Raw genomic sequence first — 26,427 nt, 5'->3', positions numbered from 1 at the left:
CAGGGCACCTCAATCTTTTTAGTGCACAAAGCGGGCGCGCATCAGGGCGCACGCCAAGTGCGCCCCTACGGTGCTTTTACGCGAAGAGGTTTGTGCCGGAGAGTTCGGCGGAATCGAGATAGTCGGCGACTCCGCCAAACTCGACTCCGTCAATCAACTCCTCGGGTTGTATTCCCATCGCCTCCATCGACATGGTGCAGGCCACAAATCGCACGCCCGACATTTTGGCCGAGCCCAGCAAACCGGCGAGATTTGGCAGGTTTTTGGTGGCCATCTGGTGTTTCATCATGGCCCGGCCCGCGCCGCCGAAGTTCATTTTGGACAGGGGCAGTCGCGACAGGCCCCTCGGCAGCATCCATGAAAACATCCGGTCGAGCAGCGACTTTTTCCCCGGGACTTGCACGGGGCGTTCGCGACGCAATGCGTTCAGTCCCCAAAAGGTGAAAAACATCGTGACTTTGCCGCCGAGCGCCGCGGCGCCGTTTGCGATGACCAGCGAGGCCATGACCTTGTCCATTTCCCCGGAAAACACAACGACCGTGGCTCCCTTGCGGCGCGCGGTCGCTTGTGGCGAGGATGTCGCGGGCGCGGAAATGGAGGCGCCGGCGGTTTTGCGAATGCGCGCGGAAATGATGCCCTTCCCGCTGCTCACCCCGAGCAGCTCGTGATTGGCGGAACGGCAAAACGCGCGGACATCGTGCGCGAATCCCGGATCGGAAGCCGTCACATGCAACTCCGCGCCGGAGGCGAGCGTTTCCATCCGGGACTTGAGTTGCAGCAACGGTCCGGGACAACTCATGCCCGTGCAATCAAGCGATTCGACAATCCGCGCATCCTCGGGAAGCGACCCGTCCTTCGAAACCGGCGCTGCGGTTGCGGGTTGCGGCTGCGTTTTTTCGGATTCGACGGGCCGGGACATCTTCAGGCCGCCGGCCACGCTGACCACGTCAAAACCGTGCTGCATGAGGATTCGTGCGGCGAAGTAGCTGGTTTTTCCCAAGCTGCAAGTGACGGCGTATTTTTTCCCCGCATCCAATTCGCCGAGCCGGGAGCGCAGGTCCGAAAAAGGGATGTTGGTCGAGTCGGGCAGCGGATCGATTGATGCGACGGCTTGCGGCCGCACGTCGATCAAATGCCGGTCGGCGGTGATTTTCGGGACAATTTTAACAAGGCCGTCACGCTGGTTTTGCGCGGTGAACGCGGCCGTGTTCACAACATCGCGGGCGCTGCCAAAGGGCGGCGCGTAGGCCAGCTCCAGCTGGGCGAGCTCGTCGATGGACATGCGCCCGGCCAGGGCCGTGGCGAGAACATCAAGGCGTTTGTCCACGCCATCCGCGCCGAATGCCTGCGCGCCGAGAAGCCGCCCGTCCGCTGGCGACCAGAGGAGCTTGATCGTGAGCGGCGTGGCGCCGGGATAGTAGCCGGCGTGTTGATGATCCGTGACAATCGTGGACTCAAAGGCCGTGCCCGCTTGGCGCAGACGTTTTTCCGTCCAACCAGTGACCCCGGCGGCCATGTCAAAAACGCGCACAATGGCGGTTCCGATGTGCCCGGGATAAGGATGCGCCTTCTCAGGCCCGAGGAAAATATGGTCGGCAATGACTCGCCCCTGGCGATTCGCGGGCCCGCCGAGCGCGAGGTGCATCGCCCCGCCAAAAATGCGATCTGCGCCCTCGACCACGTCGCCTGCCGCATAGATGTCCGGATCGCTGGTTTGCATCCACTGGTTGACCTTTATCGCCCCGCGCGCCCCGAGCTCGAGACCGGCCGCGGAGGCAAGGGCGTTTTCGGGTTTCACCCCGATGGAAAGGATCACCATGTCCGCCGTGATTTCCCGGCCCGATTTCAGCCGCGTGACAACCGCGTCGCCCGCCGGTGATTTACCCGGAGCAAACGACTCGGCGGCATCGCCAAGAACCAGCTCGACATCATGCGTGCGAAGCGTGGAGGCGATCGGCCCGGCGATTTCGGCATCGACCTGGGGGAGCACCTGATCGTTGGTCTCGACGAGCGTCACCTGTTTTTCGAGGTGACGCAACTGCTCCACCATTTCCAGTCCGATAAAACCGCCCCCCACAATCAGGACCGACCGGGCGGAGGCCGCCGCCGCCTTGATGCGGTCCATGTCCTGCAAGGAACGCAGCGTATGGATTGCCGGATTATCTATGCCGGGCAGCGGCGGACGCAACGGGGCGGCGCCGGGCGCCAGCACCAGCTTGTCATAGGAAAGCGTCTCCTCCGCGCCCGTATCGAGATTGCGCAAGGCAAGCGTCCTGCCCCGGGCGTCGATGGCGACGGCCTCCGTCCTAGTGCGCACCTCCACATTAAGAAGCTCCGCGAGACTTTCGGGCGTGTGAAGGGCGAGCCGCGAGCGATCGGCGATTTCGCCGCCGATGTGATATGGCAGGCCGCAATTGGCAAAGGAAACATCGGGACCGCGCTCGATGATGGTAATGTGCGCGCCCTCGGAAAGACGGCGCGCGCGGGCCGCCGCGGAAGCGCCCGCCGCGACACCGCCGACGATGAGAACGCGGAGACGTGATGATGGTTGTGTTTGACTGGAGTTCATGGTTGATTAAAAAACAATTTCACTTATAACCATATAACTAATCAGTAATACGTCAAGAGCCATGTCCGTGAAAAAAAAGTCAAATAAGAAACTCTCCGAGCCCCAGCTCCAGAGGGCGTCGATGTTGTTTGCGACCCTGTCCGAGCCGTCCCGGCTGCGGCTCCTGCAGGCGTTGCAGGAGGGATCCCTGTCGGTGGGCGAGCTCGTCGAGGCGACGGGCCTGAGCCAGGCGAACGTGTCGAAGCACCTGACGGTGTTGCACGGGGCGCGCCTGGTCAAAAAATCGCGCGCCGGGGTATTTGTGAATTACGAGCTGGCAGATTCAGTGGTGGACCAGCTATGCGGCCTCGTCTGCGCCAAAATGGAGCGCGACCTTGCCGAGGAAGCCCGCGCGCTCAACGGATGAGCCGCGGCGGGCCGGAACGCGCTTGTGCCTGGGAGCGCGGGCATCCTGCCCGCAGGTTTGGGTGGCACGGGCGACTCGCCCGTGGGATTGAGTAGCATGGGCATCCTGCCCATGTCTGAATTTCAGCGCGGAAGTCAACTGCGCCTTGATTGTCCTCTTGCGCGGCACCAGTCGCGTTTCGGCAACGGGGAGAAATCACCGAACTTCAACCTGAGTCTACTTCGATATTATGGACACGGCTTAATTGTCCCTGTAAAGTGAGAATCTAATTTGAATGGACTCCTTATTCCGGCGACAAAAAAGGGAGCGAACGCATCTTGTTAGCGTTATTTATTCTCAAGAACCCTAGGAAGAATTGCCTCCTCTGGATTTTTGAGAGCGGAAAGAATGTTTTCCGACACTTTATCCATTAATTTTTGTCCCCAAAATGGATCGGTCATTTCATAATAGATTACACGAATGTGTTTGAGGTCAAAAGGCACATCAGCCTCAGTTGCCGATACAAGAACAACGGGTTTGCGTAGTGCGTGAGCGAGTCCAAGCTCATAGAAAACGTTGGGATTTCTGCTTGTCAATTCAGCCACCAATATGCGGGCGGCATAAATGCCACTCCAAATTTGATCCATAATCTTCCCAGTGCCAAAAATTTCATTATCTGCGCGAACAGGATTTAATCCTGCCTTGAGTATAGCCGGTTCGTAGATTTTCTCGTAATATGAACCGATTGGATCAGCAAATGGCATCATCACAAAGCAAGAGTCATCGGATGCGACTTTGACATCTTTCCCGATTTTTTTGAGACGCACCTCTTCTTGCTGTCCTGGAATAGATTCGGTGACGTCAATTACCCTAGTTCGATCATCAATCTTCTGAATAAGCTTCGCTTTTTCAAGAGATTGTTCAAAAATGTTGATAAAATCGGCTATTTTATCGAGAGGGACTTTGAACTTGTCTATAAGCGCGTTTTCAAAGAATTTTTTATCTGGGAGATTTTCACCTCGATAATGCTCGTATACCTCCGATATTTGAGGTGCTTTCAAAACAGCCTCCTGTAAAGCTTTTATATCGTCGCTGGGGTTTTGTGGCCGCAGAGCACGCCGAGCCAAATCGGTAATCGCGAGAGTGCCCGATGAAGGCCTGTCGAGTAGGCCAAATTTCAAGCAGGAACTAATCTCAAGTCGGAATGGACCTCCGTAACCAACGCCGACAAATTTAGCTGCTTCCTTCTCGGTGCAGTTCTTGCCCGCATTTTGAGCAAGCATAGCCTCAGGAACGCGCAAAACTTTAGCAAGACTATGGCGTGGATAGGCGGCGTTGCCGGAAGATTCCTTCTGAATTCTCTTTTTCGCGGGCTTGGAGCTTTTTTTTTCTACCCTAACTTTGGACGCTGGTTTTTCAGTAATGTCTTCACTCATAGAGTTAAATGTTTAAGATGGATCTGGGGCACGCGGGCTACGGGGTCAAATAGCTGACCATACGTCCATTCGTGTCAGCTTTGGCACCGAGTTCGAGGTCTTTTTTCTTATTCTATGATTTGAACAATAGTTTCTTCGACCTTCAGTTTCTTTGCTATGTAACGAATGATTTCATCTTTGGAATGAAACTCATTATTATTAACAAGTTCTTGGTGGTCTTTAATCTCATCATCATTCTCATTTTTCGAGATAACAGAACCAATGCGTAAAATGCCGTCCATATACTCGGGAACATCGTCATCTAGCATGACTTCTATCAATGCTATCTTTTTCATAGGATTATATATCGGATTAATACTCTCTCTTTTGTAGAACAGTGTTGTTAGATCAAAATGATCCTTTTGGGGTCAGGCAAGGTATGTTTACGCTCCTGCGTTGGATGTCAACGGCGGAGCTTGGACTACAACGTAAATGCTTTCACCCCTTCTTCCGCCCAAGCGCGAACGAGCCCAGTCCCACGACGACCAGTGCGCCGCCGCCGATGTAATACCAGGTGTAATTGGTGACGCGCGTTTTGCCGTCCACGCTGCTTGCGACTTTGCTGCTCACGGAATTCCACGAGCCGCTGAGCGATTCCTGTTTTTGATAGCCGGTGTAAATAAGCCAGCCGCCGATTGCGATGAGAACGATTGCGATGATGTATTTCATGGATTCTTCGGGTTGTGTGCCCGCAATAAAGCACACAACGCCGCTTTTACCAGCGGAATTCCGCCCCGCCGTAGAGGGTGCGCGGTTCGCCGGGGAAAAAGCGCGCGGCGTCCATGCCGCCGAGATTGCCCGCGCCGGCGTTGATGCCGGTGACGTGACGGCGGTCGAGCACATTGCGCAGATCGAGGAAAAATCCGAGACCCTTGGACGGCGCGTAGCCCGCGCGCAAGTCGAGGGTCGCGTAACCGGGGGCGCGCAATGTGTTCGCGTAATCGGCCCAGCCCCCGCGCGGCTGCCAGGTGAGCGTCGCGCCGCCATACCAGCCGCGCGCGTGATGGTAGCGCAGCGCGAATTGCGCGAAGTGCGGCGGAATCACGGGCAGGGCGTTGTCGCGCCAGACCGGATCGCCGTCGAAATAAAAATCGCTCCATGTGTAGCTGGCGCGCGCGATGAGCGAATGCGCCGCAGTTTGCAACAGGTCAACGCCCGCGGCGGCCTCCACGCCCTGGTGGATGGTGCGGTCGGCATTGCCAAAACGGGTCGCCGCGCCGGATGCGTCGGTCGCGAGCAGGAGCAGTTCCTTGCTCATCCACGAGCGATACGCCGTGAGCTCCCACGCGACGCGGCGCGTGCGCGCGCGCATGCCCGCCTCGACCGTGATCGCGCGTTGCGGCGAGTGGGATGTGGCGACGGCGCGGCGAGGATCGGAGCCGTTGATGAGCGCCTCGCCCGAGCCCGTGCCGCCACGGGTCGTCAGCAACGCGTCCCATGTGAGCGGCTCGAATCCGCGCGTGATGTTGGCGAAAAACTGCACATCCTTGCGCTCGTAAACCAGCGCGAGGCGCGGCAAAAACGCCGCCGTGCCAACGCTGCCGGAGCTGTCGGGCCGCGCGGCGCGAATCGCCGTGAAGCGGTCCTCGTTGATGCGGTTGGCGCGTGTGACCGCCGCCGTGGCGACGAGCGTGAAACCGCGTCCGAGCCCGAGGTGGTTGTCGATCCAGAGCGTGCCGTTTTCCGCGGTCAGTCGGTTGTCGGAATGCATGAGGCCGCGCACGCCGCCGAGGTTCGGGGCGACACCGCTGCCGTTGAGAAACACCTGCTGGTCGCGGCGGCCGATTTGCGCGCGCGCGCCGAGTGTGAGCGTGTTTGCGAGCCCGCCGAAAACCTCGCCGCGCCGCGTCCACTTCGCGTCGAGGCTGGCGTCGGTGTTGCGCGAACGCGTGACATTGCCGCCCTGCGCAAAAGTGAAATCCACATACGCGACGCCCGCGCCCGCCGAAAGCGTGCCGCCGGCGAGCGGCCCGGTGACGCGGTCGCCGAAACGGTATTGCGACGAATCGCGCCCGATCTGCGCCATGATGGCGATGGGCAGCGCCGCGGTGTCGCCCGCGTCGATCTGCGCGAGCGTCTGCACACCGGTCACCTCCACGCGACTGTGCATCGCGGAAAGAAAAACGCGATTGCTCCAGCCGCGCCCGAGGTCGATGCCGAAATTGAGCCGCGCGCGCGACGCCTCCTGCCTGCTGTATTCGCGCCAGCCGTCGAGCGCGAACCCCGTGGCGTCGAAATGAAAATCCCTCCCCTTTGCGCCGCCAGAAAGCGAGAGCTGCCCGCGCGCATAACCATGCCCGCCGGCCTCGCTGCGCACCAAGCCGCCCGACGCATCGCGTCCCGCGGGCGACACCAGATCGACGGCGCCGCCGAGCGCGGTCGCGCCGAGCGTGAGCGCGTTTCCACCGCGCAAAATCGTGGCGTGATCAATGCCCGCCGGATCGAGAAACTCGACAAAATCGTAGCTACCGTCGCTGAAGTTCACCGGAAACCCGTCCTGCAAAAACAAAATGCCGCGCCCCGCGCTCGGATCGCCGCCACGCTGGATGCTCGCGCCGCGAATGCTCAGGCGCGGATGATCGATCCCGCCAAACGCCGTCATCACGAGCACGCCCGGTTGAAGCGAGAAAAGGTCGGCGGGGCTATTGAGCCGCCCGCCGCGCAACGCCGCCGCGTCCACCACGCCCGCGCCGCCGGGAACCTGTCTCGTTTCCCGCAACGCCTGCGCCACCGGCAGCCGCGCCGCGTCAACCGAAACCCCGGGCAATGTGACAATATCATCCGCCCGCTGCTGCGCAAAACCGGCGCCCGCCATTAATGTTATTGCGGAAAATATAATAATAATTCTGCGGGAGCACTGAAAGGAACGACACCGGGTTGTCACAATATAATTAATCATGAAGAATGTTATTAAATATTAATATAAAAACAAATGGGACGCGAAATCCGGGCCGGGATTGCCGGCATAGATTGGCGCCAAGGAAAAAATCGCGCTCCTGTTTCGGGAGTTCAGCATGCTTGTCAACGCGTTTCATCTTGCAGGGGCGCACCTTGCACCCGGGAACGCGGGCATCCTGCCCGCAAGACGCCGCGCCGCGCCGCACAGACCTTCAAACCGGCGGGCAAGATGCCCGCGCTCCCGGGCGCAGGCGTAATTCGTTTCGGCGAATCCTTACCGGTTCAAGTTTACGAGTTCGTAATTGGTCGTGCCCATGCCGATCTGCTCGGCGTGCTCGACAATGCGGATGCCGTTGCGCGACTCCATGCGCTCGATCAGGTGTATTTTCCCGTGATCCTTGGACGCATACACGAGGTCGACACACGCCTTGTCGAGCGCCACCGGATCGAGCGAGGCGAGGATGCCGATGTCGCCCATCTTGGGGTCCTCCGGACTGGCGTCACAGTCGCAATCGACGGAGAGATTGTTCACCACGCTTATATAAATAATATTTTCGCCGCAATGGTCGGCGATGGCCTTGGCCGCCTCGGCCATCGATTCGAGAAAATGGTTTTGCTCGACCTTCTCAAACGCGTTCGTGCTGCTCGCGCCCGCCGTGTGGATGAGGCACTTGCCCGACACGGAAGCAATGCCGATCGACATGTTTTTGAGTGCGCCGCCGAACCCGCCCATCGCGTGGCCCTTGAAGTGCGACAGGTTCACGACAAAATCATATTTCGTAAAATGCGAACCCACGACATCGCGCTTCAAGTGTTTGCCGCCGACCACGGGCAGGTCGATTTCGCCCTCGGCGTCGAGAATATCCACCGGGGCGATTGCCGCGAAACCGTGATCCCGGGCGGTTTGCAAGTGTTGCTCCGTGGTGGAGCGGCGTCCCCCGTAAGCGGTGTTCGCGTCGATAAACGTGCCGTTCACTAGCCGGACAAAATCCCCGACAAGCGCGGGCTTGAGGTAATTGTTTCCCCCGGGTTCGCCCATGCTCAGCTTGACCGCCACATTGCCCCTGGCCTCGCGGCCGAGCTCCTTGTATATCGCTATCAAACTTTGCGAGCTGATTTCCGATGTATAATAAACCCTCGCCTTCTCGCTTTTCCCGGCGGTTTTGGCGGCGGTCTTGTTAACCGTGCCGGTGCCGGAGTTTTCGGAGCAGGCGGAGAAAAGAAGCGAAGCGGAAACCAAGGCAGCCATTAAAATCAATTTATCCTTTTTCATTATATTATCGGTTTATATTTTGAGGCGCGACATTGCCGCGCGCGCGCGGAGCACTGGCGCGCCTGCATGTTCACGAACGCCGAATAATATCACGCCGCGTGATTATTTCGCCCGCGATCTTGCTGCGAATGTCGCAATCTTGCTCGAATTTTTTGGAGAGTCGGCGGAATTCAAATGACCCGCCGCAAACAGCACCCCTGCGAGTGACGGCGGCTTATTCGATCCGGCCTTCGTCGAAATCGATCAGGTCGGGCACGCTTTTGATTTCGCCGGCACGGTCGGCGCAGCCCATTGCGGTGAGCGCGTCGCGCAAAAAATCCCGCCCGGCGTCAGTCATGCCTTTTTGCACAAGGTCGCGGTTCCATTTTGCGGTGCGTGTGTCCTTTGGGAAAAGTTCGAGCAAGCGGCTGTCGATTTCGGCGTCGTCGGTCGAGGTGTGCACGATTTCCTCGACCGCGGACGGATCCACGCCGAGATGGAGGCAGAGAAAACGGTCGAGCCCGCGCTTGTAGTTTTTAGCGTAGCTGGCGGGCAGGGCGCCGTGGGTTTTCACGTATTTGCACTTGGCGATGAAGCGCGGCAGGTAAAGCAGCCCGGTTGCGGCATGGGGAATGTAGGGCGAAGGCAGGCAGGTGAGCACTTCGCCGGTCGATCCGGGAATGGGTTTCGATGGCATGGCGCGAAATAAAAGCCCCCGGGGCGAATGCTTCCACTTTTATTTTGCGGGGCGGCGTTGAAAGGCGAACGCGTTTCACTCCGGCGAGTCTTCATAATTGACTCCATGCATGAAAATAATGCCATCAATGAATTGCCCCAAATGCCCGGACTGCGCGCGCAATTTTTAACTCAAAACCCAATTATCTTATGAAAACACCTCGACACACACTGGCGACACGCCGTGATTTCCTAAAACAAGCGGCGGTGGCCGCGGGCGGGGCTCTGTTGCTCCCGCGGGCCGTGTTAGCACGGGCATCCTCGCGCAATTCGCTGGTCAACGTGGGCGTCATCGGACTGGGGCGGATGGCGTCCTCGCACATAAGGTCCTTTATCAATGACGAGCGCTGCCGGATCACCGCCGTTTGCGATGTCGACGACGAGCGCATTGCCTACGAAAAGAAAAACATCGCCTCGAAATATGAGCAGACATACGGGGAAAAAATCAGCGTGGCGGGTTACAAGGACTTCCGGGCGCTCCTCGCGAACCCCTCGATCGACGCGGTGATTATCGCGACACCCGACCACTGGCACGCGATCATGTCGATCCTCGCGGCGCGCGCGGGCAAGGCGATCTATTGCGAAAAGCCGATGACCTTCACGATCGAGGAAGGCCAGCGCGTCGTGGACGCGGTGCGCGCAAACGGCGTTGTTTTCCAAACAGGCTCGCAACAGCGGAGCGAGTCGGGATTCCGCCGGGCGGTGCAGCTTGCCCGCACGGGAATGCTCGGCGACATCAAGGAGGTGTGGTGCGATTTCGGACGCTGGTATCCGACGGATTACAACTGGCCGGAGGAGAAACTGCCCGCGGGCATGGACTGGGAAATGTGGGTCGGGCCGGCGGTCATGCGGCCCTACACATCGCGCTTTTTGCCGCCGTTGATGGGTGGCACGCCACCGAAACCCTACGGTTATCCCTGGGGCGAATGGCGCTGGCACATTGAGTATGGCAACGGTTTGCAGGCCGACTGGGGCGCGCACCATTTCGACATCGCGCTCTGGGGGCTCGGGCTCGATGGCAAGGGGCCGAAATACGTCGAGGTTTTCCCAAGCCCGAACCCGAAAATGCCGGCGGACACAAAGCACATTTCCTACACATTCGCCAACGGCACGAAGGTTCGTTACGGATGTCCCGACGAAGTGAAGCGCGATTCCGGCAGGGCGACCATGGTCACGTTCGTGGGCACCGAGGCCACGGCGTCCTGCGCGCGCGGCGGCCGGTTTTGGGTGAATAAACCGTCGCTTCGCAATGTGCGTTTCGGCGACGGAAACAATCCCGTGCAAGTGTCCAACGACCACCGGCGTAACTTCATCGACGCGGTGCTCACGGGCCGCCCGACGATCTGCCCGCCGGAGGTCGGCCAGTCGAGTTGCAACATGTGCCTCATCGGCAACATCGCGCACCAGCTCGGACGCAGCCTCGAATGGGACTGGCGCACGCGGAGTTTTGTCGGCGACGAGGTGGCGAATCGTTTCCTGTGGCGTGAAAACAGGGGCGAATGGGCGAAGATCTAAGGAGCCCGGCTTCCGATCCCGCGCACCCGAAATTGTAATACAATTAAATGTAATAATATTTTATGAAAAAAATCATCACACCCTTGATACTATTGCTGGCGGTCACATGCGTTTGCCATGCGCAGTCGCAACCGCTGTATCCCGCCCCCGACATGGCGCAAGTGCGGCAGCTCCAGCAATGCGATTTTGGCTCCGGCGAAACCGAAACAAAGGCCATCAACGATTTGGTTTTTGCCGTGTATTATCACAACAACGACAAGGATTTTTGCGCGCGCATGGAGAAGGCGCTGCTCGACGAGCTTGCGGGAGGGAAGGGCACTCCGCGCTACCGGATGATGCTCGCGCAACTAGTCCAGGCCGTCGGCGTGCAAAAAGCCGGCGCGAAGCGGTTCGAAAAAATCATCGCCGCCGAAAAGGACGAATCGGTGCGCTCGCGCCTGGCGGAAGCCCTCGCGCACACAAAACGCGGCACCTCGATCATCGCGGAAAAGCAGCTTTCCATCCCGTCCGCGCTGCCGGCATCCGCGCAAGACCAGGCGCTGCTGATTGATTACTTGGCCAACCACCCGGAAATACCGCTGCCCGCCTACCTGGCGTTTGAAAACCTCAATGACCAGACAAAGCCGAGGCTGGTTTACGCGCTGCTGGCGCGCGGCAAAAATGAAATGAATTTGTGGGCGCTAGACCCCGCGACGCCGGAACTCGCGCTTGCGCTGGGATGCGCCTTTTCAAAAGAAACGAAGGACGCGCAAACGCTCACGCGCCTCCTGTCATTCGCCCCCATGCTCGACAAGGAACAGGCGGCGCAGATGGCGATTTACCTGGCGCAAGCCCCCTTGCCCTCGCGCGCGGATGTGCTGGCCGGCGCGCTCGGATCGCAGGATTCGTCCGTGTCAAAGCTGGCGGCATCCGCGCTCGCGCTGATGGATTTGTCGCATTTCGGGCGCAAGTTTCTCGCCGGTTACGACTCGGCAAACGCGGACGAAAAACGCGCCATGCTGAAAGTCTGCGAATCCCTCGCCGACGAATATGTTTTCTGCGAAATCGCCCGCCGCCTTCCCGTCGAAACGAACGCACCGCTGCGCACCGCGATGCAGCGCTCTCTCATGCGCATATCGCAAGCCGTGTTCACGCCGGCGATGTTCGCCGCGGTGGAAAACGCCTACGCGCAAACCGCCGCGCCCGCAAAAGCCTTCTGGCTGCGCTTCGCCCCCTTGCATGACAGTGAAAACGCCATCGCGCTGTGCAAACGCGCCCATGCGGAGAATTTGAAAAGCGACGCCATCAAAACGCTGGGGGCTTGGAAAAGCTCTCTTGCGGTTGACGCACTTGTCTCGATTTCAAAGGAGGCTGCCGACGACCACGAGCGGCTGCTCGCGCAAACAACGCTCATCACATTGATGGAACGCGTCGGCGCGAAGTCCCCGGCGCTGGATTACCTTCGCAAAAACGCCGCCAACGACGATGTGAAAGCCGCGACCCAACGGCTTGCCGACGCAAAACCGAAAAAGAAGTAAGCCGAAAAACAGCGGCCATGATGACATGGCTGTTTTGGTAGGGCGAACCCTCCGGGTGAGCCGAAAAAATCCCGGCTCACCCGGAGGCTTCGCCCTACCAAGCGACTGAACGCATCGAACACGCGCCGATTAGCGCTCGATTGTCATTTCAAACTGGTCGAAAGGCTCGGTGCGGTGGGCGAGGTGTTTTGTGGACGGCGAGATTCCAAACAGAGGCGAATAAGTGCGCACGGCGATGGTTTTGCCGTCGGGGAGAAACTCGAGAATGCGCAGCCAGCCGTCGCCGCCGTTGCCCTCCCAGCCGCCGCCGAGGGTTTGCACGTTAAACATCATTTGGTGCACGGTTTTTCCGGCGTCATTGGCGTCGGCGCGATAGGAGACGTTGTCCTCGAACTTGCCCTTGCCATTGGCGGTGTGGCCGCAAATGACGAGGCGGATGTTGGGCGTGGAGCGAATGAGTTTTTCCCAAATGTCGGCGCCATTGTTGTCGAGGAGCTTGTATTTCTCCTTTTCAATGCGCCGGCAGTCTTTTCCGCTGGTGAGAAAACTGTGCGTTATGAATATGACCGTGTGGTTTTCGTATTTTTTGGACGAGGCGAGTTTTTTCGCCCAGTCGAGCACCTCATTTCGCGGGTGAAACTCGGAGGTGATGACCAGCAGCTTGCCCCACTTTTCATCGGAAAACTCAAAGGCCGCGTTTTCAAGCGAGGGGATGCCGTTGCGATTCGGAAGGGCGGAGACACAGGTGTCGCGCCATGTGGAATTGCGCTCGATGGGAAAATACTCGGGGAAGCGCGTCATGCCGTTCTCGGAGGCCCTGTAGCCGTAGTCGTGGTTGCCGCAGGAGACGATGTAGGGAACCTTGTTGTCGAGGCGCGCGAGGGAGCGCGAGGCGGACTGCCACATTTCGCGGCTGGTTTGGTTGAGCATTTTCCGGTTGAGGATGATGTTCTCGTTCTGCTCAACAAGGTCGCCGGTGCACAGCACGGCTTTTATATTGAGGCGGCTGATGTTGTCGCTGATCCACGCCGTGCAGAGCTCAAAAATGGGCTGGTTGATGTCGTATTTTGTATAACCCTGCGGATCGCCGAGGAGGATCATTGAAAACGAATCCGGGTTCGCGAGTTTTTGCGGGTCGGCATGTTTTTGCGCGTGAAGCGGCGCGACGGCGCAAAGCAGGGCGAGCGCAATGCCGGCGGCAAACGCGAAGGATTTGGCGAATATGACTTTCGATGTTTTTTCATTATGTTCATGGCGCGGGGATTGCGGGGACTGGGCACGGTTTTGTTTATTCGGAAAACCGGCGAAATTGTGAAGATCAAAAAAACAGGGCGGAACAATCCGCCCCGGGTCATCCAACCATCAGTCCGAAAATCATCAATCCCGTCACAAGCACAACCGCGACGGCGGAAAAAACCACACCGAGAATCGCGAAGATTTTCTGGCGATTTTTCTGGCACAATCCGCCAACGCCAAGCCCCGCCGCCAGCAATGCCAGCCCCATGAACGCAAAAAGAAACAGGCCCACAACCATGGCCTGCGGTGATGATTCATCCATGCCTCCGGGCGTGCTGCTTTCAATGACCCCGGCGGCGAGCACCACGCAAAACAACGCCATGCCGCTGATGATGGAGAGAACGAACGACGCAATACCCAAGCCGGAATGCGACTGGCGGCTGGCCGGGGCGGGAGCGGGCGGAGGAAGGTGGGGCGGCGGCGTGCGGGTGAGCATTTCGCCGGTTGATTCGGGAATGGGTTTCGATGGCATGATTACAAAATAAAAGCGGCGCGGGCTGGCGCTTCCACTTTATTTTGCGGGATATCGTTCCAACAGTCTCGGCCATGATTCGATGAAATCATCAATCAATTTGGCAAACGCGCGCGTTTCGGTTTTCTGGCGCGCCTTGTCGGCATTATCCCTGGTGTTCCATGACGACGAGGAAACTTCCTCTTTCTCCGTCGTCTCGTAGGCCGAATATATATAGCCGGTCTTTGTGTCCATGAGCAGCGCCGAGATGGTTGTGAGCGCCGTTATTTTTTTACTTGGCGATATGCCGAGGGAAATGGCGGTGAGTGTTTTTGAGGAATTTGCATCGCGAAAGGTCGTATCAACTGTATATACAAACACCACCCCCGCCGAAAGTTGCGCCGCGGCTTCGCGTATGGATCGGAAATCATCTATGCGCTGCGGCAGCAACATGCGGTTCAGCCCAATCACATCCGCGACCTCGGGGAGCTTGGCCATGCGTTCATATTGCTCGTTTTCACCAAGTTCTTTGGCAAGGATGACACAATATTTCCCGGTGCCATATTTTCCTCCATTGCGGTCTATATAAAAACTTGTGTATTCCGGCGCTTGCAGGCGGACCATTATAATGCCGGTTGGGAATGGGTTTGTTGGTTGTGCCGCGGGTAACTGCTCCGCAGCTGGCCGGGCCGCGGTTTCCGAGCCGGGAAAGCCCGGAATCGGTTGTAATTGCTGGAAGTCAGCCCTTTTCCCTGGCGGTATGTATGAGGAGCAGCCGAACAATGCGGCGGATAACAATAATATAAATATAATTCGTGCAGCGGGAGTTTTGGCAATCATGTCGATAATAGGAACATAATTGCGACATATAATCATATAAATGTGTTCCATGATTATATAAACTCAAACCGAGCCCGATCCATGAATCGGGCGAACACAAAGGCGCACGCAAGGTGTTTCCTTACGATTCCGGCGGCGGGCCGGGGTCGCGGGGGCCGTAGGTGATGGCGTGCAGGACGTCGATCAAGGATTGCTCGGCCTCAAAAATCACACGGTATTGCGGCGAGCCGATGTATTGGGTCGTGCCGCCGGAACGGGCCGCGATAAACAGGCTGTCCGTGTCGGTGCGCGCCGCCGCGCCGCCGCTCAGGGTGATGGTCATTTCGAGTTGGTAGGCCCATGAGCGCTCCTCGCCCGCAACATAAATGGTGTTCGCAAAATCATCGGCCACAAATTGCCTGGCACGGAGGGTGCGGAGTTGCGCGGCAAGCGATTCGATGGCGGCGTGGCTGACGGCGTCGGGCTCGAGGGGGAACGTGGCGTCCATGACGATGACGCGCTTGGCGAGATCAGTGAGCCTGAGGGCGGTGATTTGCGCGCCGGCGGGCAGCTCGCGGATGACGCGGTCGCGATAGGCGAGCGGGTTGGCGGGCAGCTCGTCGAGGATGTCGGGTGAAACGCGGTAGATGTAGTTTTGGTTGGTGACGCGGGCGTAAGTGTTGCCGGCCGTCTCGGCGACCGTGCTCGCGCCGGAGCCAATCTGGAGGGTGAGGGCGGGCACGGGCGCGGCAGTTGCGCCGGCGGGCGCGGGTTCGGCGGCAAAGTTGAGCGTGACCTCGCGGGCGGGGCGCATGGTGAAGCCGTAGTTTTCCTTCTCGGCGTCGGAGGGGGCGTCGTTAACAAAACCTTTTCCCTCGGTGCCGTCTTGAAGAACCCTCAGGCTGGCGAGCGAGTCGAGGAGCCTGACAACGGCGTCATGATCCGCCGGCGTGATTTGAGGACCGTGATCGGTGCGGCGGATGATTTGCCAGGGAGCGCTTTCGGGGTTGCCGGTGGCCTCAAGCCGCTGGAGGACAACCTCGGTTTGTTGCGCGGCGGTGATTGTGATGGAGCTGACGTTGGCGCGGTTGAAGTCGAGGATGTGGCGGTCGCGAAGGTCTTGCTGCGCGTCGCGCAGGGTTTTGACGAGGATGTCGGGAATGCGAACGATGAAGTAGGCTTTGCGTCCGTCGAGTTGGGCGTAGTATTCGGCGGCGGGTTCCGTGTTTTCCCCGCCTGAGGCGGCGGCCGGAGCCTTTTCAAGGCGGTCGCCAATGAGCAGGGTTTCGGAGCGGTTGTTGCCCTCGACAGTGACGCGAAGGGCGGGAAGCGCGAGGCTGTCGCGGGCGGGCGCGGCGGTGTCGGCCGTGTCGAGAAAGCGGTCAACGCGGAGCCCGCGCAGGTCGTTGATGGTGATCTCGGTGCCGGTCTTGCTGGCGCGGGCCTGAATGGGCGCCTCGAGGGCCCAGCGCTCATTGTCGCGACGGAAGCGGACGCGCGAGCCGGCGGCGGGCTCGATATTGAGGGAGCGCGCCTCGAAGACATCGATTGTGAAGAGCGTGTCGGCGCGCAGGGTGTCGAGCCTGACGTTGAGGCTTTCGGCAAGGGAGCGCATGACGATGTGAACGCGCTGGCCGTCGGGCGAGAGGATGTAGAGGCGGTTGCCGGCCTGCGTGGGCGCGCCGATTTTTAGTGTGACGGGATTTACGGGAAGCCCGGGAAGCGAGGCCGGGGTGAAGGTGAGGATGCGCCTGGGTTTTTCGAGGCCGTATTCGTCGAGAGTTTGGCCGCTTTTGATGAGGTCCTGAACAGTGAAGCTGGTTATGGAATAAAGACGTTGCAGATCGGCGATGATGGGACGAACGGCGAAGGGGTTGGCGGGCCATTCGACGGGGGAGGAAATGGTCCAGTTGTCACCCTGCCGGACAAGATGAATGGAGGAACCGGGCTGGTCGGGGTCTTCTATCGTGATGGCCTGGATGTTCGAGGCCTCGGAGCCGAGAATGGTGGTGTTTTCGCGGTCGCCGATATCGTGCTGGCGCACATAAAAAATATAATAGAAAAGCGCGGCGTTGAGCAAAAGCAGCACTATGGTGATCTTTGTTCTCATGGAGAAAATTTATTGTTCATTATGCATTCAGCGTTAGCGCCGACGCGCCCAATAAACGATGAAGCCGAGGATGGCGAAGGCCCCGGGCGCGCCAAAGAGAAGGATGTAGCGGAGGCGTGAGAGCCGGTCCCGGCTGAGGGCGAGCTGGAATCTTTCTATGGGCCGGGCGGGGATGTTGAATTGCGTGTCGCTGTCGGTGATCCAATTGAGCGTTGAGAAAAAGACGGTGCTATTGGCGCGGGTGCCAAGGCGGCCGTTGGCGATAAAATCGGAGCATCCGAAAACGGCGAGCCGGCCGACGGGAATGCTGAATGGCAAATCGCTCTTGGCGGTGACGCGTTCGGCAACGGTCACGACCGCGAGCGGGCCGGGCAGGTCCGCGCCGACATCATAACGCGGCGCATAACCGCGGCGCATGGTGCGGTAGGAAACCTCTCCCCAGGCCGTGGGCGCGGTGAGGACGAGCGGCGAGATGGAGAGGCTGGGATCGGTCGCGCGCGAGGGCGCGGGCCGCACCGATCGGGTTGCGCCGAATTTAAGCGCGAGGTTGTTGTCCGCGAGCGCCTGGGTGATCGGATGCTGGGTGTCGGTGGTCAGGATGAGGTCGCCGCTCATGTCGGACTGGCTGGAGGTGGAGCGGTCGTAGATCCAGTTGTTGTCGGCGACGATGCCCCACTCGCGGAGCAAGTCCTCAAGGCCGGTCGGATCGGTGCCAGGCGCGGTAAAAAGCATGAGGCGGCCGGCGCGGGTGCCCATGTATTGGCGGAGCATTTCCTGCTCGCGGGCTTCGTATGAATATTGCGCGCCGACGGAAATAATGAGCGCGGCATCGTCGGGGATGGCGCGCGCGCGTGAAAGGTCGAGCGCGTCGAGCGCGTAGTTGCGCGCGGTGAGCGCGTTGCGGATCTCTGAAAGGCCGCGCTGGTTGTCCACGCTGTGGGGGTCCATTTCGCCATGGCCGGTCAGGAAGTAGATTTTTTTCTGCTCGGGATTGGAAACGCCGAGGATGGCGGCGGTGAACGCCTGCTCGCCGAGAAAGGCGACGCGCTGGTTGTTTTTGTAACGATAGAGCGCGTCGACGCCGACCTTTCTGGGCCGCTGGCCGGAGAAAAAGTAAATGGCGTTTGGTTCGAGCCCGAGTTGCTCGGCCTCGCGCGGGCGCTGGTAAACGTCGATGTAATCGACGCGGAAATCCACCTTGGCGTTGGTTTCGAGGGCGTAAGTGTATTCGCGCAGAAGGCCGGCGACATCGTTGTTGATCTGGTCGAGATCGGCGGGCGCCTCGTGGTCGTCGGGTGAGGCGCTTTTCGGCAGGGTGACAACAACGCGAATCGGCTGGTCGAGTTGCGTAAGGTAGGCGCGCGTCTCGGCGGAAAGCGTGTGCTTGCGAAGCTGCGTGATGTCGAAGCGCCACGAGTATTGAAGCGCAAGGTAGTTCAGCCCGCCGAAAAACGCCACGAACAGCAACGCCTGAAGAACCAGGTTTGTGCTGCGCAACCAGCGCGTGGCGCGAAAACTTTCAAAGAATTTCATCGGTTAGCTATGCAATATTTTAGCCTCAAGGCCGAGGATGCTGAGGATGAGGGTGAGCGTGGCGCCGCTGACGTAGAAAAGAAGCTGGCGCGTGTCGATGATGCCGCGGCTGAAATCGTCGAGGTGTTGGAATATCTGCGCGCGCTGCACGATGGACTTGAAGGGCGAAAGTGTTTCATTGCTGAAAATATCGGCGTTGGAAACAAAGTTCAGCCCGAGGATGAGCGCGAGGAGCGTGAAGCAGAGAAATCCGGAAACGGCCTGGTTGCGCGAAAGCGAGCTGGCAAGGATGCCGATGGCGACAAAGAAAAGCCCGGAAACCGCGATGAAAAGGTATCCGCCAATGAGCGGGCCCGCGTCCAGAAAGCGCGAGTCGCCGGCAAATTTTTGCAGGATGTAGAAAAAGACCGCCGTCGATCCCCAAAGGAGAATGTAGAGAAAATACGCCGCGCCATATTTGCCGAGCACGACCTCGGTGGTGGAGACGGGCGAGGTGAGCAGCGTCTCAAGCGTTCCGTGCCGCCGTTCCTCGGAGATGCTTTTCATCGTGAGGAGCGGCACCATGAAAAGAACGGGCACCCAGAAAAGCCGGAAAAACACCGTCGCCGGTGATGTCTCTTGTGGAACGGCGCTGTAAAGGTTGAGCAGGTCGATGAAGATGGAACCCATGACTCCCAGAAAAAACACCGCCGCAATGTAGGTGCCGGGATTGACCAACAGCATGCGGATTTCGTGACTGAGAATGGTGAAGAAGTGGCGCATGTGTGAAATGCGGAATGTGGAGTTCGGAATGCGGAATGGAAAAATGTGAAACGGAAACGGACTTACCTTCTTGGTTTTTTCGGCGCGTCAATGATGTCGCGGCTGCGCCGGGTGGCGACAAGGAAAACGTCCTCAAGCGTCGGGTTCTCGCGGGAGAGGCCGCGCAACCGAAAACGGTCGTCGGACCTGAGCAGTTGCAGAAGCGATTCTCCAATGGGTTCGTCGCGACCGGTGGTGATGTAGATTATGCGGAAGCCGTCCGCGTCGGGCGCGGAGGTTTCGCTGATTTTTATGCTGGGTTCGAAAACCGTGAGCGCGGGGCCGAGTTGTTCGACGTCGCAGGCGATTTCGAGTTTGTAAACGGAATGGCCGATGATGTCGCGTCGCAACTCGGCGGGCGTGCCCATCGTGACGATGCGGCCCTGGTTGATGATGAGCACGCGGTCACAGGTGACTTCGATCTCGGGAAGAATGTGCGACGAAATGATGACCGACATGTTTCCGCGCAAACTGTCGATGAGATCGCGGACGAGCTGGATCTGATGCGGATCGAGTCCGATGGTCGGCTCGTCCATGATGATCACGGGCGGCTCCGCCAGAATCGCCTCGGCAATGCCCACGCGCTGGCGAAACCCCTTGGAAAGTTTGCCGATAATCCGGTGCCGTTCGCGCCCGAGGTCGCAAAGTTCCATGACCTCGTTGATACGGGACGAGAGTTTGCGCCGGCCGAGCTCCTTGAGTCGACCGCGGTAATAAAGATACTCGGAAACACGCATGTCCTCGGGCAGCGGATTGTTTTCGGGCATGTAACCGATGAGCCGCTTGACCTCCTCCGGGCGCGTGGCGACCGGAACGCCGCAAACCCGCGCCACGCCGGAAGTCGCCGGCAGGTAGCCGGTGAGGATGCGCATGGTGGTGGATTTGCCCGCGCCATTGGGCCCGAGAAACCCGAGGATTTCGCCGCGCCGCACCGTGAAGCTGACATTGTTGACGGCAAGAAACCCCGCGTAAGATTTGACGAGGTTTTGCACCTCAATGGCAGGTGAAAGGGAATCTGGCTGCGTGGCGTCGGCGGACATGTGTTATATGGCAAATGCGATAGACAGACATCAATGCACGCTTTCCGTGCCACTTGCAAAGCTTGGAAAACATGAAAATGCACAAGGTGAGTTGAATATGCCGCGCAACACGGTGAAAAACCATGCGCGAAATCCAAACCGCAGGGACGGCACTCGGCAGAAATATTGGATGGAGAAAAACAAGGGGTTGTGCTTGCTATTCTGTGAAATGAAACACCCCGCCGCCCTGCTTTTGAGTTTTTTGTTTTTGTCCGGTGTTGCGTTTGCCGATTCGAAAACGGTGGATGCAAAAGAAAGCGTGCATTTCAACTTTCGGAGCTGGGACGATTGGAGCGCGTCTGTCCCGCAACACTCAGGCACTGTGCGTCTGCCGCCGAAGGTTTCAAAGGATGTGTTTTTTAATTTCATGCGCGCGTTCCCATTCGAGCGCGATTTTGTGCGAGTGACATTGGACAAGCGCGCGCACACAAGCGGCGAAACGTCCTACAAACCCTTGGTCGATGAACTCGAAGTGCACTTGCGGCAGTTTGGCTTCAAGCGCATCGTCGTCGATCTGGCCGCGAGCAACATCAACTCCGACGGCGATGGCAAACTCCCTGTCGTTCTCGACACGCTCAAGCAACGGCTTCAATTCACAACCAGTGTCACCGAAAATGAGGATCGCTGGGTGGCGTTGCCGCCAACCAAACCGGGTGAAAATACCTTCATGTATGGATTCATCTACATTGATTCGGAGGCGGGTTTCACCTTCCACATGGGCGGGAGTTTCAGCGTGACGAAAAACGGAGCGATCCAACCGCATGACGACAGCGCGATGTCCCAGCCCATGTTGAAAAGCCGCATCCAGCGTGATTATCTCGTGGCGCGTTTATCGCCCGAGGATATCAAGGCGCTTGGCAAATCGGTCACTCCCGACTGGCTGCAATACTACAAAACCGACTCGGACAGCATTTATCACAAAGTGCGATGGGGCTGGGCATACAACCACATTGGCGCATACGAGAAGGCGCTTACTTTTCTGGAGCCTGCGTATTTGCTTGAGCCCACGAATGGTAAACTGCTTTTCGAATTGAGCTACTCCTACAACGCACTGCGGCGCGCGGACGCCGCCGAGCGCGTGCTTGTTCGCGCGGTCAAGGATTTGCCCGACGATTTTTTTGTGAACCGCGAATACGCCTACCTGCTCCTTCAATCAAAACGCTACGACAAGGCCATCGAGCAATATCACCGCTGCCTGAAACTGTGTCCGGAAACCGATCTGGCTCAAAAGAGCGAAGTCGCCTTCAATCTCGCGCAAGCATACAACCAAAGCGGCAAACCAAAAAAAGCCGCCACATGGTTCAAAAACGCCCAAAAATGGGCTCCCGAAGGCACGCCCGTCGCCGAGTTCTTCAAGAACAACCCGCGCTGACGGGGCGCATTCGGTAATGCCGTCGCGCGCAATCGCGGACGGGCTACCGGCTACCGTCAGGATTTCCTGATTGCAAAAACACACCCCGCGCATGAATCATTTCGTGCTGGTTCGGCGCCGAACCAGCTGTTGAAAGCAAAACCCATACCTCGCCCGCGCATGAAACTCCCCGCATTCACAAAAATGTCCCCGCGCTCCATTCTTCACGTTCTGGCTTCCGGCTTCTGCCTTCTGGCCTTGGCCGCCACCGCGCCACAGGTGAACGCCGCCAAAATTATCAAGGTCGCCACTGGCTACAATCACACGCTGTATATAACCGATGACGGCGTGCTTTGGGGAATGGGATACAACTACAACGGCCAGCTGGGCGATGGCACGAAAGAAAATCGAAGCACGCCCGTGCAAATAGCCACCGGTGTCATTGATGCGGCTGCCGGATATGGGCATAGCTTGTTTGTGAAGAGTGACGGCACGCTTTGGGCCATGGGAGGTAATAGTTCCGGCCAGTTGGGCGACGGCACGACCACGACACAAAGAACACCCGTGCAGGTGGACACGAATGTCTCTTCTGTGACAGCCGGAAACCACCACAGTCTGTTTCTGAAAAACGACGGCACGCTTTGGGGCATGGGAGGTCGTTCGACGTGGGACTACTACTACGGCCAATTGGGGGATGCCCCAACTTCGGATTATAGATTGCCATCACAAGTGGCCACGGACGTTGTGGCTGTGGCCACCGGGGAATATCACACCTTGTTTGTGAAAACCGATGGCACGCTTTGGACCATGGGATACAGCGTTGTCTACGAGCATTGGTTTGAATTGCTTGACGGCACTAGTATTCGATTGGATGAGGAGGAGTCTTTCTCTTTCGCCCCCAAACAAGTGGCCTCTGGTGTCGTTGCCGTGGCTGTGGGAAAATATCACGGCCTATATCTGAAAAGCGACGGTTCGCTTTGGGGCATGGGATATTACAAAGACAACTCGTTATACAGCAGACCAATGGATGATGTTTCCATTGCCAATATGCAGATAGCCACTGGTGTCGTTGCCGTGGCCGCCGGATACAACCACAGCCTGTTTGTGAAAAACGACGGCTCTCTCTGGGCCATGGGAGACAACACCTCGGGTCGTCTGGGGAATATAGATGGCCTCGGCGAAATTCGCGGCACGCCTGTGCAAGTGACAACTGGAGTCACTGCTGTGGCAGCCGGCAGCCGCCACAGCCTGTTTGTGAGGAATGACGGTTCACTTTGGGGCATGGGATATAACTACGCGGGCCAATTAGGCGATGGTGCCAACACAGGCCGGAGCATTCCCGCACAAGTGGCCACCAACGTCATTGCGGCAACTGCCGGTGATCATCACAGTCTGTTTCTGAAGGATAACGGGTCGCTTTGGGCTATGGGGCTCAATGTTTATGGTCAGTTGGGAGATGGCACGACCACGGATCGAAAAACGCCCGTGCGAATAGCCACTGGGGTTGTTGCCGCGGCCGCGGGGAAATATCATAGTTTGTATGTGAAAAATGACGGGTCGCTTTGGGTTACGGGTCTTAACATTTACGGCCAGTTAGGAGATGGCACGACTACAGATCGAAAAACACCGGTGCGAGTGGCCACAGGCGTTATCGCCATCGCGGGCGGAGGATATCACAGCCTGTTTGTGAAAAACGACGGTTCGCTTTGGGCCATGGGGAACAATCGCCACGGCGAGTTGGGGGATGGCACACAAGAGGATAGAATCACACCCGTGCAAGTGGGCAGCAATGTTTCCACTGTGGCCGCTGGAGAATTTCACAGCTTGTTTAGAAAAACCGATGGCACGATTTGGGCCATGGGATATAATTTTTATAACCAGTTGGGCAGATGGAACATTGTTCCAAATACTTCGGGGCAAGTGGGTCCCCCTGATGTCTCCTTTTCTACTGTGGTTGCTGGATCACTACATAGTATGTTTTTAGAAAGCAGCGGCACACTTTGGACTGTTGGGCACAATGAATACGGCCAATTGGGCAATGGTCGTGCTTGGATTAATTACACTGAGAACGACGAGCCCGCCACTCAAATAGCCGCCAACGTCAGTGCCATGGCTGCCGGAAAGTATCACAGCCTGTTTGTAAAAATCGACGGCACGCTTTGGGCTATGGGAAATAATTTTTACGGGCAGTTGGGTGATGGAACGCGTGTGGTTCACTCCCGATCCCGCCCCGTGCAAGTCGCCACCGACATCAAAGACATCGCCGCTGGATACAATCACAGCCTGTTTGTGAAAAACGACGGCACGCTTTGGGTAACGGGATACAATTTCTACGGGCAGTTGGGGGATGGCGTGAGCGCGGATTCAAACATCCCCTTTCATATTGTCGGGGACGGCCCTGCAATCAAAACGCCGCCCGCCACGCAAACCGTTTCGCCCGGATGGAACGTCACATTCACCGTTGCCGCCTCGGGCGATCCTGCGCCGTCATTGCGCTGGCAATCCTCGACCAACGGCAGGTCTTGGGCGGATATTTCGGACTCCGCTCTCTACAGTGGCGCCGCCACCGACACGCTCGTCATCACCGCGGCCACCACCAAACTAAGCGGTATGCAATATCGCTGTGTCGCCACCAATCCAAAAGGCAGTGCCACCAGCTTTGCCGCCACACTCACCGTCGGCGACGGCTCCGGTGGCAATGGTGGAAATAACAACAACGACGGAAGTTCCGGTGGTGGAGGTGGCGGTGGCGCGCCCAGCTTGCTCTGGCTCGGCGCTGTTGGCGTGATGATTGTGTTGCGCCGCGCGATGAAAAGATAGACGCACCATATAGGGGTGTTGCTTGCATCGCCCGGGAAAGACCGCGCTCCCAAGCCGCATCCGTTTTCTGCGCAAACATTTAAGTCCGCTTCTCAATTCACGCTGGCATCATTTTGAGTAACCGGCGCGGGGAAGAACCCCGCTCGAGCTATTACCTGCTTGAAAAACAAGCCCTGCCGGTCAATTGTTGAGGACAAATTCGTTAGCAACCCATCAACTCACTCCCACCAATCGGAAGCACCCCATACTTTCACCCGCTCATGAAGCTCTCCATATCCACCAAAACATCGATGTCCTCCATCCTCCGCCCTCTGATCCTTACGGTCTGTCTTTTGGCAGTCGCCGCTCCGCAAGCAAACGCCGTCAGCGTCGTCAAAATAGCCGCCGGTTATTGTCATAGTTTGTATATAACTGATGACGGCACGCTTTGGGCCACGGGAAATAACGACAGTGGCGAGCTGGGTGATGGCACAACCACAAAGCGAACCACTCCCGATCAAGTGGCGGTCGGTGTTCTTACTGTGGCAACTGGAGGTAAGCATAGCTTGTTCATAAAAGATGACGGCACGCTTTGGGCTATGGGGCTCAACGATTACAGCCAGCTGGGGGATGATACTACTGTGAACCGAAGCTCTCCTGTAAAGGTGGCCGAAGGCGTTTCTGCCGCGGCTGCTGGGTATGAGCACAGCCTGTTCATAAAGGCTGACAAGTCGCTTTGGGCCATGGGGCGCAACAAATACGGGCAATTGGGCGATGCCTCAATCGTCTCGACCCAAAGCACTCCCGTGCAAGTGGCCACTGACGTTATCGCCGTGGCTGCCGGGCGTGATCACAGCCTATTTCTTAAAAGCAACGGCACGCTTTGGGGCATGGGAAGCAATGATGCGGGCCAGTTGGGGCTAGCCTCCATTGATGATCCGTTTACCCCCGTGCAAATAGCCACCGACGTCATTGCCATTGCTGCTGGATGGAATCATAGCCTGTTCGTAAAAAACGACGGCACACTTTGGACTATGGGATGGAACGCTTCTGGTCAGTTGGGGAATGGCACTAATGCAACCCAAAGCACTGCCACGCAAATAACTACCAATGTAAGCCCTGTAATTGCTGCTAACTGGAATCACAGTTTGTTTGTGAAAAATGATAACACACTTTGGGCGATGGGAAACAACGACGACGGCCGTTTGGGTGATGGCACCACTACAAGTCATAACACACCCGTTAAAGTAACCACCGATGTCAGTGCTGTGGCCGCTGGATGGTATCATAGCCTGTTTCTAAAAAGTGACGGTTCGCTCTGGGGCATGGGAAGCAACATACTCGGCCAATTGGGTGCAAGCGCTCTCTTGAACCAAAATTCCATTCCAGTGTATATTGCCGGTGACACTGTGCCCATAATCATCACCCATCCTGTCAGTCAGCCTGTTACTGTCGGCGGATTGGTGACATTTGGAGTTGTCGCCGCAGGTCCGAATCCGACTTATCAGTGGCAGAAAAACAATGTGGATATTCCCGGTGCCACAAACTCTACCTATACGATTTCGACGGTGCAACAATCGGATGCAGGCAGCTATACGGTTATTGTGGGCAATATGTTGGGTTCCGTTACCAGCAAGGTTGCCGTGCTCACTGTCAACACCGGTGGCAACAATGGTAATAACAGCTCCGGCGGCGGTGGTGGTGGCGCGCCCAGCTTGCTCTGGCTCGGCGCTGTTGGCGTGATGTTCGCGCTTCGCAGCGTCAGGAAATTTCAGGCGTTATTTTGAAGGCGCATGAAGGGGCGCGCCTTGCAGCGCGCCCTTGTATGCGAAAACTCTTTGC

General features: G+C 57.9%; 20 protein-coding genes. 6 read left to right on the top strand and 14 right to left on the bottom strand.

Annotated elements, in window-relative coordinates; translation table 11 throughout:
- Positions 1 to 76: 76 nt before the first annotated feature.
- Positions 77 to 2,569, bottom strand: coding sequence for an FAD-dependent oxidoreductase (locus CKA38_RS04875; protein ID WP_108824487.1), 2,493 nt, complete (start codon positions 2,567 to 2,569; stop codon positions 77 to 79).
- A gap of 67 nt (positions 2,570 to 2,636) precedes the next feature.
- Between CKA38_RS04875 and CKA38_RS04870 the strand changes: the two genes are divergently transcribed.
- Positions 2,637 to 2,975: an ArsR/SmtB family transcription factor gene (locus CKA38_RS04870; protein WP_202863964.1), complete on the top strand. Its 339-nt coding sequence runs from the start codon at positions 2,637 to 2,639 to the stop codon at positions 2,973 to 2,975.
- A gap of 326 nt (positions 2,976 to 3,301) precedes the next feature.
- Here the strand turns inward: CKA38_RS04870 and CKA38_RS04865 are convergent, their stop codons facing one another.
- From CKA38_RS04865 to CKA38_RS04840, 6 genes are all read right to left on the bottom strand, one after another.
- Positions 3,302 to 4,390 carry a hypothetical protein gene (locus tag CKA38_RS04865; protein ID WP_108824486.1) on the bottom strand — a complete coding sequence of 363 codons (1,089 nt, stop codon included), beginning with the start codon at positions 4,388 to 4,390 and terminating at the stop codon, positions 3,302 to 3,304.
- A gap of 107 nt (positions 4,391 to 4,497) precedes the next feature.
- On the bottom strand, positions 4,498 to 4,725 hold the full coding sequence (locus CKA38_RS04860; RefSeq protein ID WP_108824485.1) for a hypothetical protein: 228 nt from the start codon (positions 4,723 to 4,725) through the stop codon (positions 4,498 to 4,500).
- 142 nt (positions 4,726 to 4,867) lie between these two features.
- The gene (locus CKA38_RS04855) at positions 4,868 to 5,098 is read right to left on the bottom strand and encodes a DUF3185 family protein (RefSeq protein WP_152032681.1); all 231 of its coding nucleotides are present in this window, start codon (positions 5,096 to 5,098) and stop codon (positions 4,868 to 4,870) included.
- A gap of 46 nt (positions 5,099 to 5,144) precedes the next feature.
- On the bottom strand, positions 5,145 to 7,244 hold the full coding sequence (locus CKA38_RS04850; protein WP_161554731.1) for a TonB-dependent receptor family protein: 2,100 nt from the start codon (positions 7,242 to 7,244) through the stop codon (positions 5,145 to 5,147).
- A 357-nt stretch (positions 7,245 to 7,601) separates the two neighbouring features.
- Complete coding sequence (locus tag CKA38_RS04845) at positions 7,602 to 8,600, bottom strand: DUF362 domain-containing protein (protein ID WP_108824482.1); 999 nt, start codon at positions 8,598 to 8,600, stop codon at positions 7,602 to 7,604.
- A 214-nt stretch (positions 8,601 to 8,814) separates the two neighbouring features.
- Positions 8,815 to 9,276: a DUF5069 domain-containing protein gene (locus CKA38_RS04840; RefSeq protein WP_108824481.1), complete on the bottom strand. Its 462-nt coding sequence runs from the start codon at positions 9,274 to 9,276 to the stop codon at positions 8,815 to 8,817.
- 188 nt (positions 9,277 to 9,464) lie between these two features.
- Between CKA38_RS04840 and CKA38_RS04835 the strand changes: the two genes are divergently transcribed.
- Both CKA38_RS04835 and CKA38_RS04830 read left to right on the top strand, forming a co-directional pair.
- Positions 9,465 to 10,829: a Gfo/Idh/MocA family protein gene (locus tag CKA38_RS04835; RefSeq protein ID WP_108824480.1), complete on the top strand. Its 1,365-nt coding sequence runs from the start codon at positions 9,465 to 9,467 to the stop codon at positions 10,827 to 10,829.
- 62 nt (positions 10,830 to 10,891) lie between these two features.
- Positions 10,892 to 12,346, top strand: coding sequence for a hypothetical protein (locus tag CKA38_RS04830; protein ID WP_108824479.1), 1,455 nt, complete (start codon positions 10,892 to 10,894; stop codon positions 12,344 to 12,346).
- Between the two features lie 129 nt (positions 12,347 to 12,475).
- Here CKA38_RS04830 and CKA38_RS04825 read toward each other — a convergent pair whose 3' ends face one another.
- From CKA38_RS04825 to CKA38_RS04795, 7 genes are all read right to left on the bottom strand, one after another.
- Positions 12,476 to 13,447 carry a metallophosphoesterase gene (locus CKA38_RS04825; RefSeq protein WP_108826420.1) on the bottom strand — a complete coding sequence of 324 codons (972 nt, stop codon included), beginning with the start codon at positions 13,445 to 13,447 and terminating at the stop codon, positions 12,476 to 12,478.
- Between the two features lie 250 nt (positions 13,448 to 13,697).
- A complete protein-coding gene (locus tag CKA38_RS04820; protein ID WP_202863962.1) occupies positions 13,698 to 14,114 on the bottom strand; it encodes a hypothetical protein in 417 nt (138 codons plus the stop codon).
- Between the two features lie 39 nt (positions 14,115 to 14,153).
- Complete coding sequence (locus CKA38_RS04815; RefSeq protein ID WP_236919159.1) at positions 14,154 to 14,984, bottom strand: hypothetical protein; 831 nt, start codon at positions 14,982 to 14,984, stop codon at positions 14,154 to 14,156.
- A gap of 70 nt (positions 14,985 to 15,054) precedes the next feature.
- Positions 15,055 to 17,022: a DUF4340 domain-containing protein gene (locus tag CKA38_RS04810; protein ID WP_108824477.1), complete on the bottom strand. Its 1,968-nt coding sequence runs from the start codon at positions 17,020 to 17,022 to the stop codon at positions 15,055 to 15,057.
- A gap of 33 nt (positions 17,023 to 17,055) precedes the next feature.
- A complete protein-coding gene (locus CKA38_RS04805) occupies positions 17,056 to 18,555 on the bottom strand; it encodes a GldG family protein (protein WP_108824476.1) in 1,500 nt (499 codons plus the stop codon).
- 3 nt (positions 18,556 to 18,558) lie between these two features.
- Positions 18,559 to 19,317, bottom strand: a complete 759-nt coding sequence (locus tag CKA38_RS04800; RefSeq protein WP_108824475.1) for an ABC transporter permease — start codon at positions 19,315 to 19,317, stop codon at positions 18,559 to 18,561.
- A 62-nt stretch (positions 19,318 to 19,379) separates the two neighbouring features.
- Entirely contained in the window at positions 19,380 to 20,396 is a 1,017-nt protein-coding gene (locus CKA38_RS04795; protein ID WP_108824474.1) for an ABC transporter ATP-binding protein, read from the bottom strand.
- A gap of 406 nt (positions 20,397 to 20,802) precedes the next feature.
- Between CKA38_RS04795 and CKA38_RS04790 the strand changes: the two genes are divergently transcribed.
- The 3 genes from CKA38_RS04790 to CKA38_RS04780 all read left to right on the top strand — a co-directional run bounded on the left by CKA38_RS04790 (position 20,803) and on the right by CKA38_RS04780 (position 26,372).
- Positions 20,803 to 21,807, top strand: coding sequence for a tetratricopeptide repeat protein (locus tag CKA38_RS04790; protein WP_161554729.1), 1,005 nt, complete (start codon positions 20,803 to 20,805; stop codon positions 21,805 to 21,807).
- A 159-nt stretch (positions 21,808 to 21,966) separates the two neighbouring features.
- On the top strand, positions 21,967 to 24,606 hold the full coding sequence (locus CKA38_RS04785) for an RCC1 domain-containing protein (protein ID WP_108824472.1): 2,640 nt from the start codon (positions 21,967 to 21,969) through the stop codon (positions 24,604 to 24,606).
- Positions 24,607 to 24,866: 260 nt separating this feature from the next.
- Positions 24,867 to 26,372, top strand: a complete 1,506-nt coding sequence (locus CKA38_RS04780) for an RCC1 domain-containing protein (protein ID WP_108824471.1) — start codon at positions 24,867 to 24,869, stop codon at positions 26,370 to 26,372.
- Positions 26,373 to 26,427 lie beyond the last annotated feature (55 nt).

The sequence above is a fragment of the Ereboglobus luteus genome (genome assembly GCF_003096195.1).
Classification (GTDB): Bacteria; Verrucomicrobiota; Verrucomicrobiia; order Opitutales; family Opitutaceae; genus Ereboglobus; species Ereboglobus luteus.
This window is presented reverse-complemented; position numbering and strand designations above follow the sequence as displayed.

What these genes read in the sequence shown, in the direction of transcription:
- CKA38_RS04875 (WP_108824487.1), bottom strand. Translation starts at nt 2,569, where the DNA reads ATGAACTCCAGTCAAACACAACCATCATCACGTCTCCGCGTTCTCATC.
- CKA38_RS04865 (WP_108824486.1), bottom strand. Translation starts at nt 4,390, where the DNA reads ATGAGTGAAGACATTACTGAAAAACCAGCGTCCAAAGTTAGGGTAGAA.
- CKA38_RS04860 (WP_108824485.1), bottom strand. Translation starts at nt 4,725, where the DNA reads ATGAAAAAGATAGCATTGATAGAAGTCATGCTAGATGACGATGTTCCC.
- CKA38_RS04855 (WP_152032681.1), bottom strand. Translation starts at nt 5,098, where the DNA reads ATGAAATACATCATCGCAATCGTTCTCATCGCAATCGGCGGCTGGCTT.
- CKA38_RS04850 (WP_161554731.1), bottom strand. Translation starts at nt 7,244, where the DNA reads ATGGCGGGCGCCGGTTTTGCGCAGCAGCGGGCGGATGATATTGTCACA.
- CKA38_RS04845 (WP_108824482.1), bottom strand. Translation starts at nt 8,600, where the DNA reads ATGAAAAAGGATAAATTGATTTTAATGGCTGCCTTGGTTTCCGCTTCG.
- CKA38_RS04840 (WP_108824481.1), bottom strand. Translation starts at nt 9,276, where the DNA reads ATGCCATCGAAACCCATTCCCGGATCGACCGGCGAAGTGCTCACCTGC.
- CKA38_RS04835 (WP_108824480.1), top strand. Translation starts at nt 9,465, where the DNA reads ATGAAAACACCTCGACACACACTGGCGACACGCCGTGATTTCCTAAAA.
- CKA38_RS04830 (WP_108824479.1), top strand. Translation starts at nt 10,892, where the DNA reads ATGAAAAAAATCATCACACCCTTGATACTATTGCTGGCGGTCACATGC.
- CKA38_RS04825 (WP_108826420.1), bottom strand. Translation starts at nt 13,447, where the DNA reads ATGATCCTCCTCGGCGATCCGCAGGGTTATACAAAATACGACATCAAC.
- CKA38_RS04820 (WP_202863962.1), bottom strand. Translation starts at nt 14,114, where the DNA reads ATGCCATCGAAACCCATTCCCGAATCAACCGGCGAAATGCTCACCCGC.
- CKA38_RS04815 (WP_236919159.1), bottom strand. Translation starts at nt 14,984, where the DNA reads ATGGAACACATTTATATGATTATATGTCGCAATTATGTTCCTATTATC.
- CKA38_RS04810 (WP_108824477.1), bottom strand. Translation starts at nt 17,022, where the DNA reads ATGAGAACAAAGATCACCATAGTGCTGCTTTTGCTCAACGCCGCGCTT.
- CKA38_RS04805 (WP_108824476.1), bottom strand. Translation starts at nt 18,555, where the DNA reads ATGAAATTCTTTGAAAGTTTTCGCGCCACGCGCTGGTTGCGCAGCACA.
- CKA38_RS04800 (WP_108824475.1), bottom strand. Translation starts at nt 19,317, where the DNA reads ATGCGCCACTTCTTCACCATTCTCAGTCACGAAATCCGCATGCTGTTG.
- CKA38_RS04795 (WP_108824474.1), bottom strand. Translation starts at nt 20,396, where the DNA reads ATGTCCGCCGACGCCACGCAGCCAGATTCCCTTTCACCTGCCATTGAG.
- CKA38_RS04790 (WP_161554729.1), top strand. Translation starts at nt 20,803, where the DNA reads ATGCGCGCGTTCCCATTCGAGCGCGATTTTGTGCGAGTGACATTGGAC.
- CKA38_RS04785 (WP_108824472.1), top strand. Translation starts at nt 21,967, where the DNA reads ATGAAACTCCCCGCATTCACAAAAATGTCCCCGCGCTCCATTCTTCAC.
- CKA38_RS04780 (WP_108824471.1), top strand. Translation starts at nt 24,867, where the DNA reads ATGAAGCTCTCCATATCCACCAAAACATCGATGTCCTCCATCCTCCGC.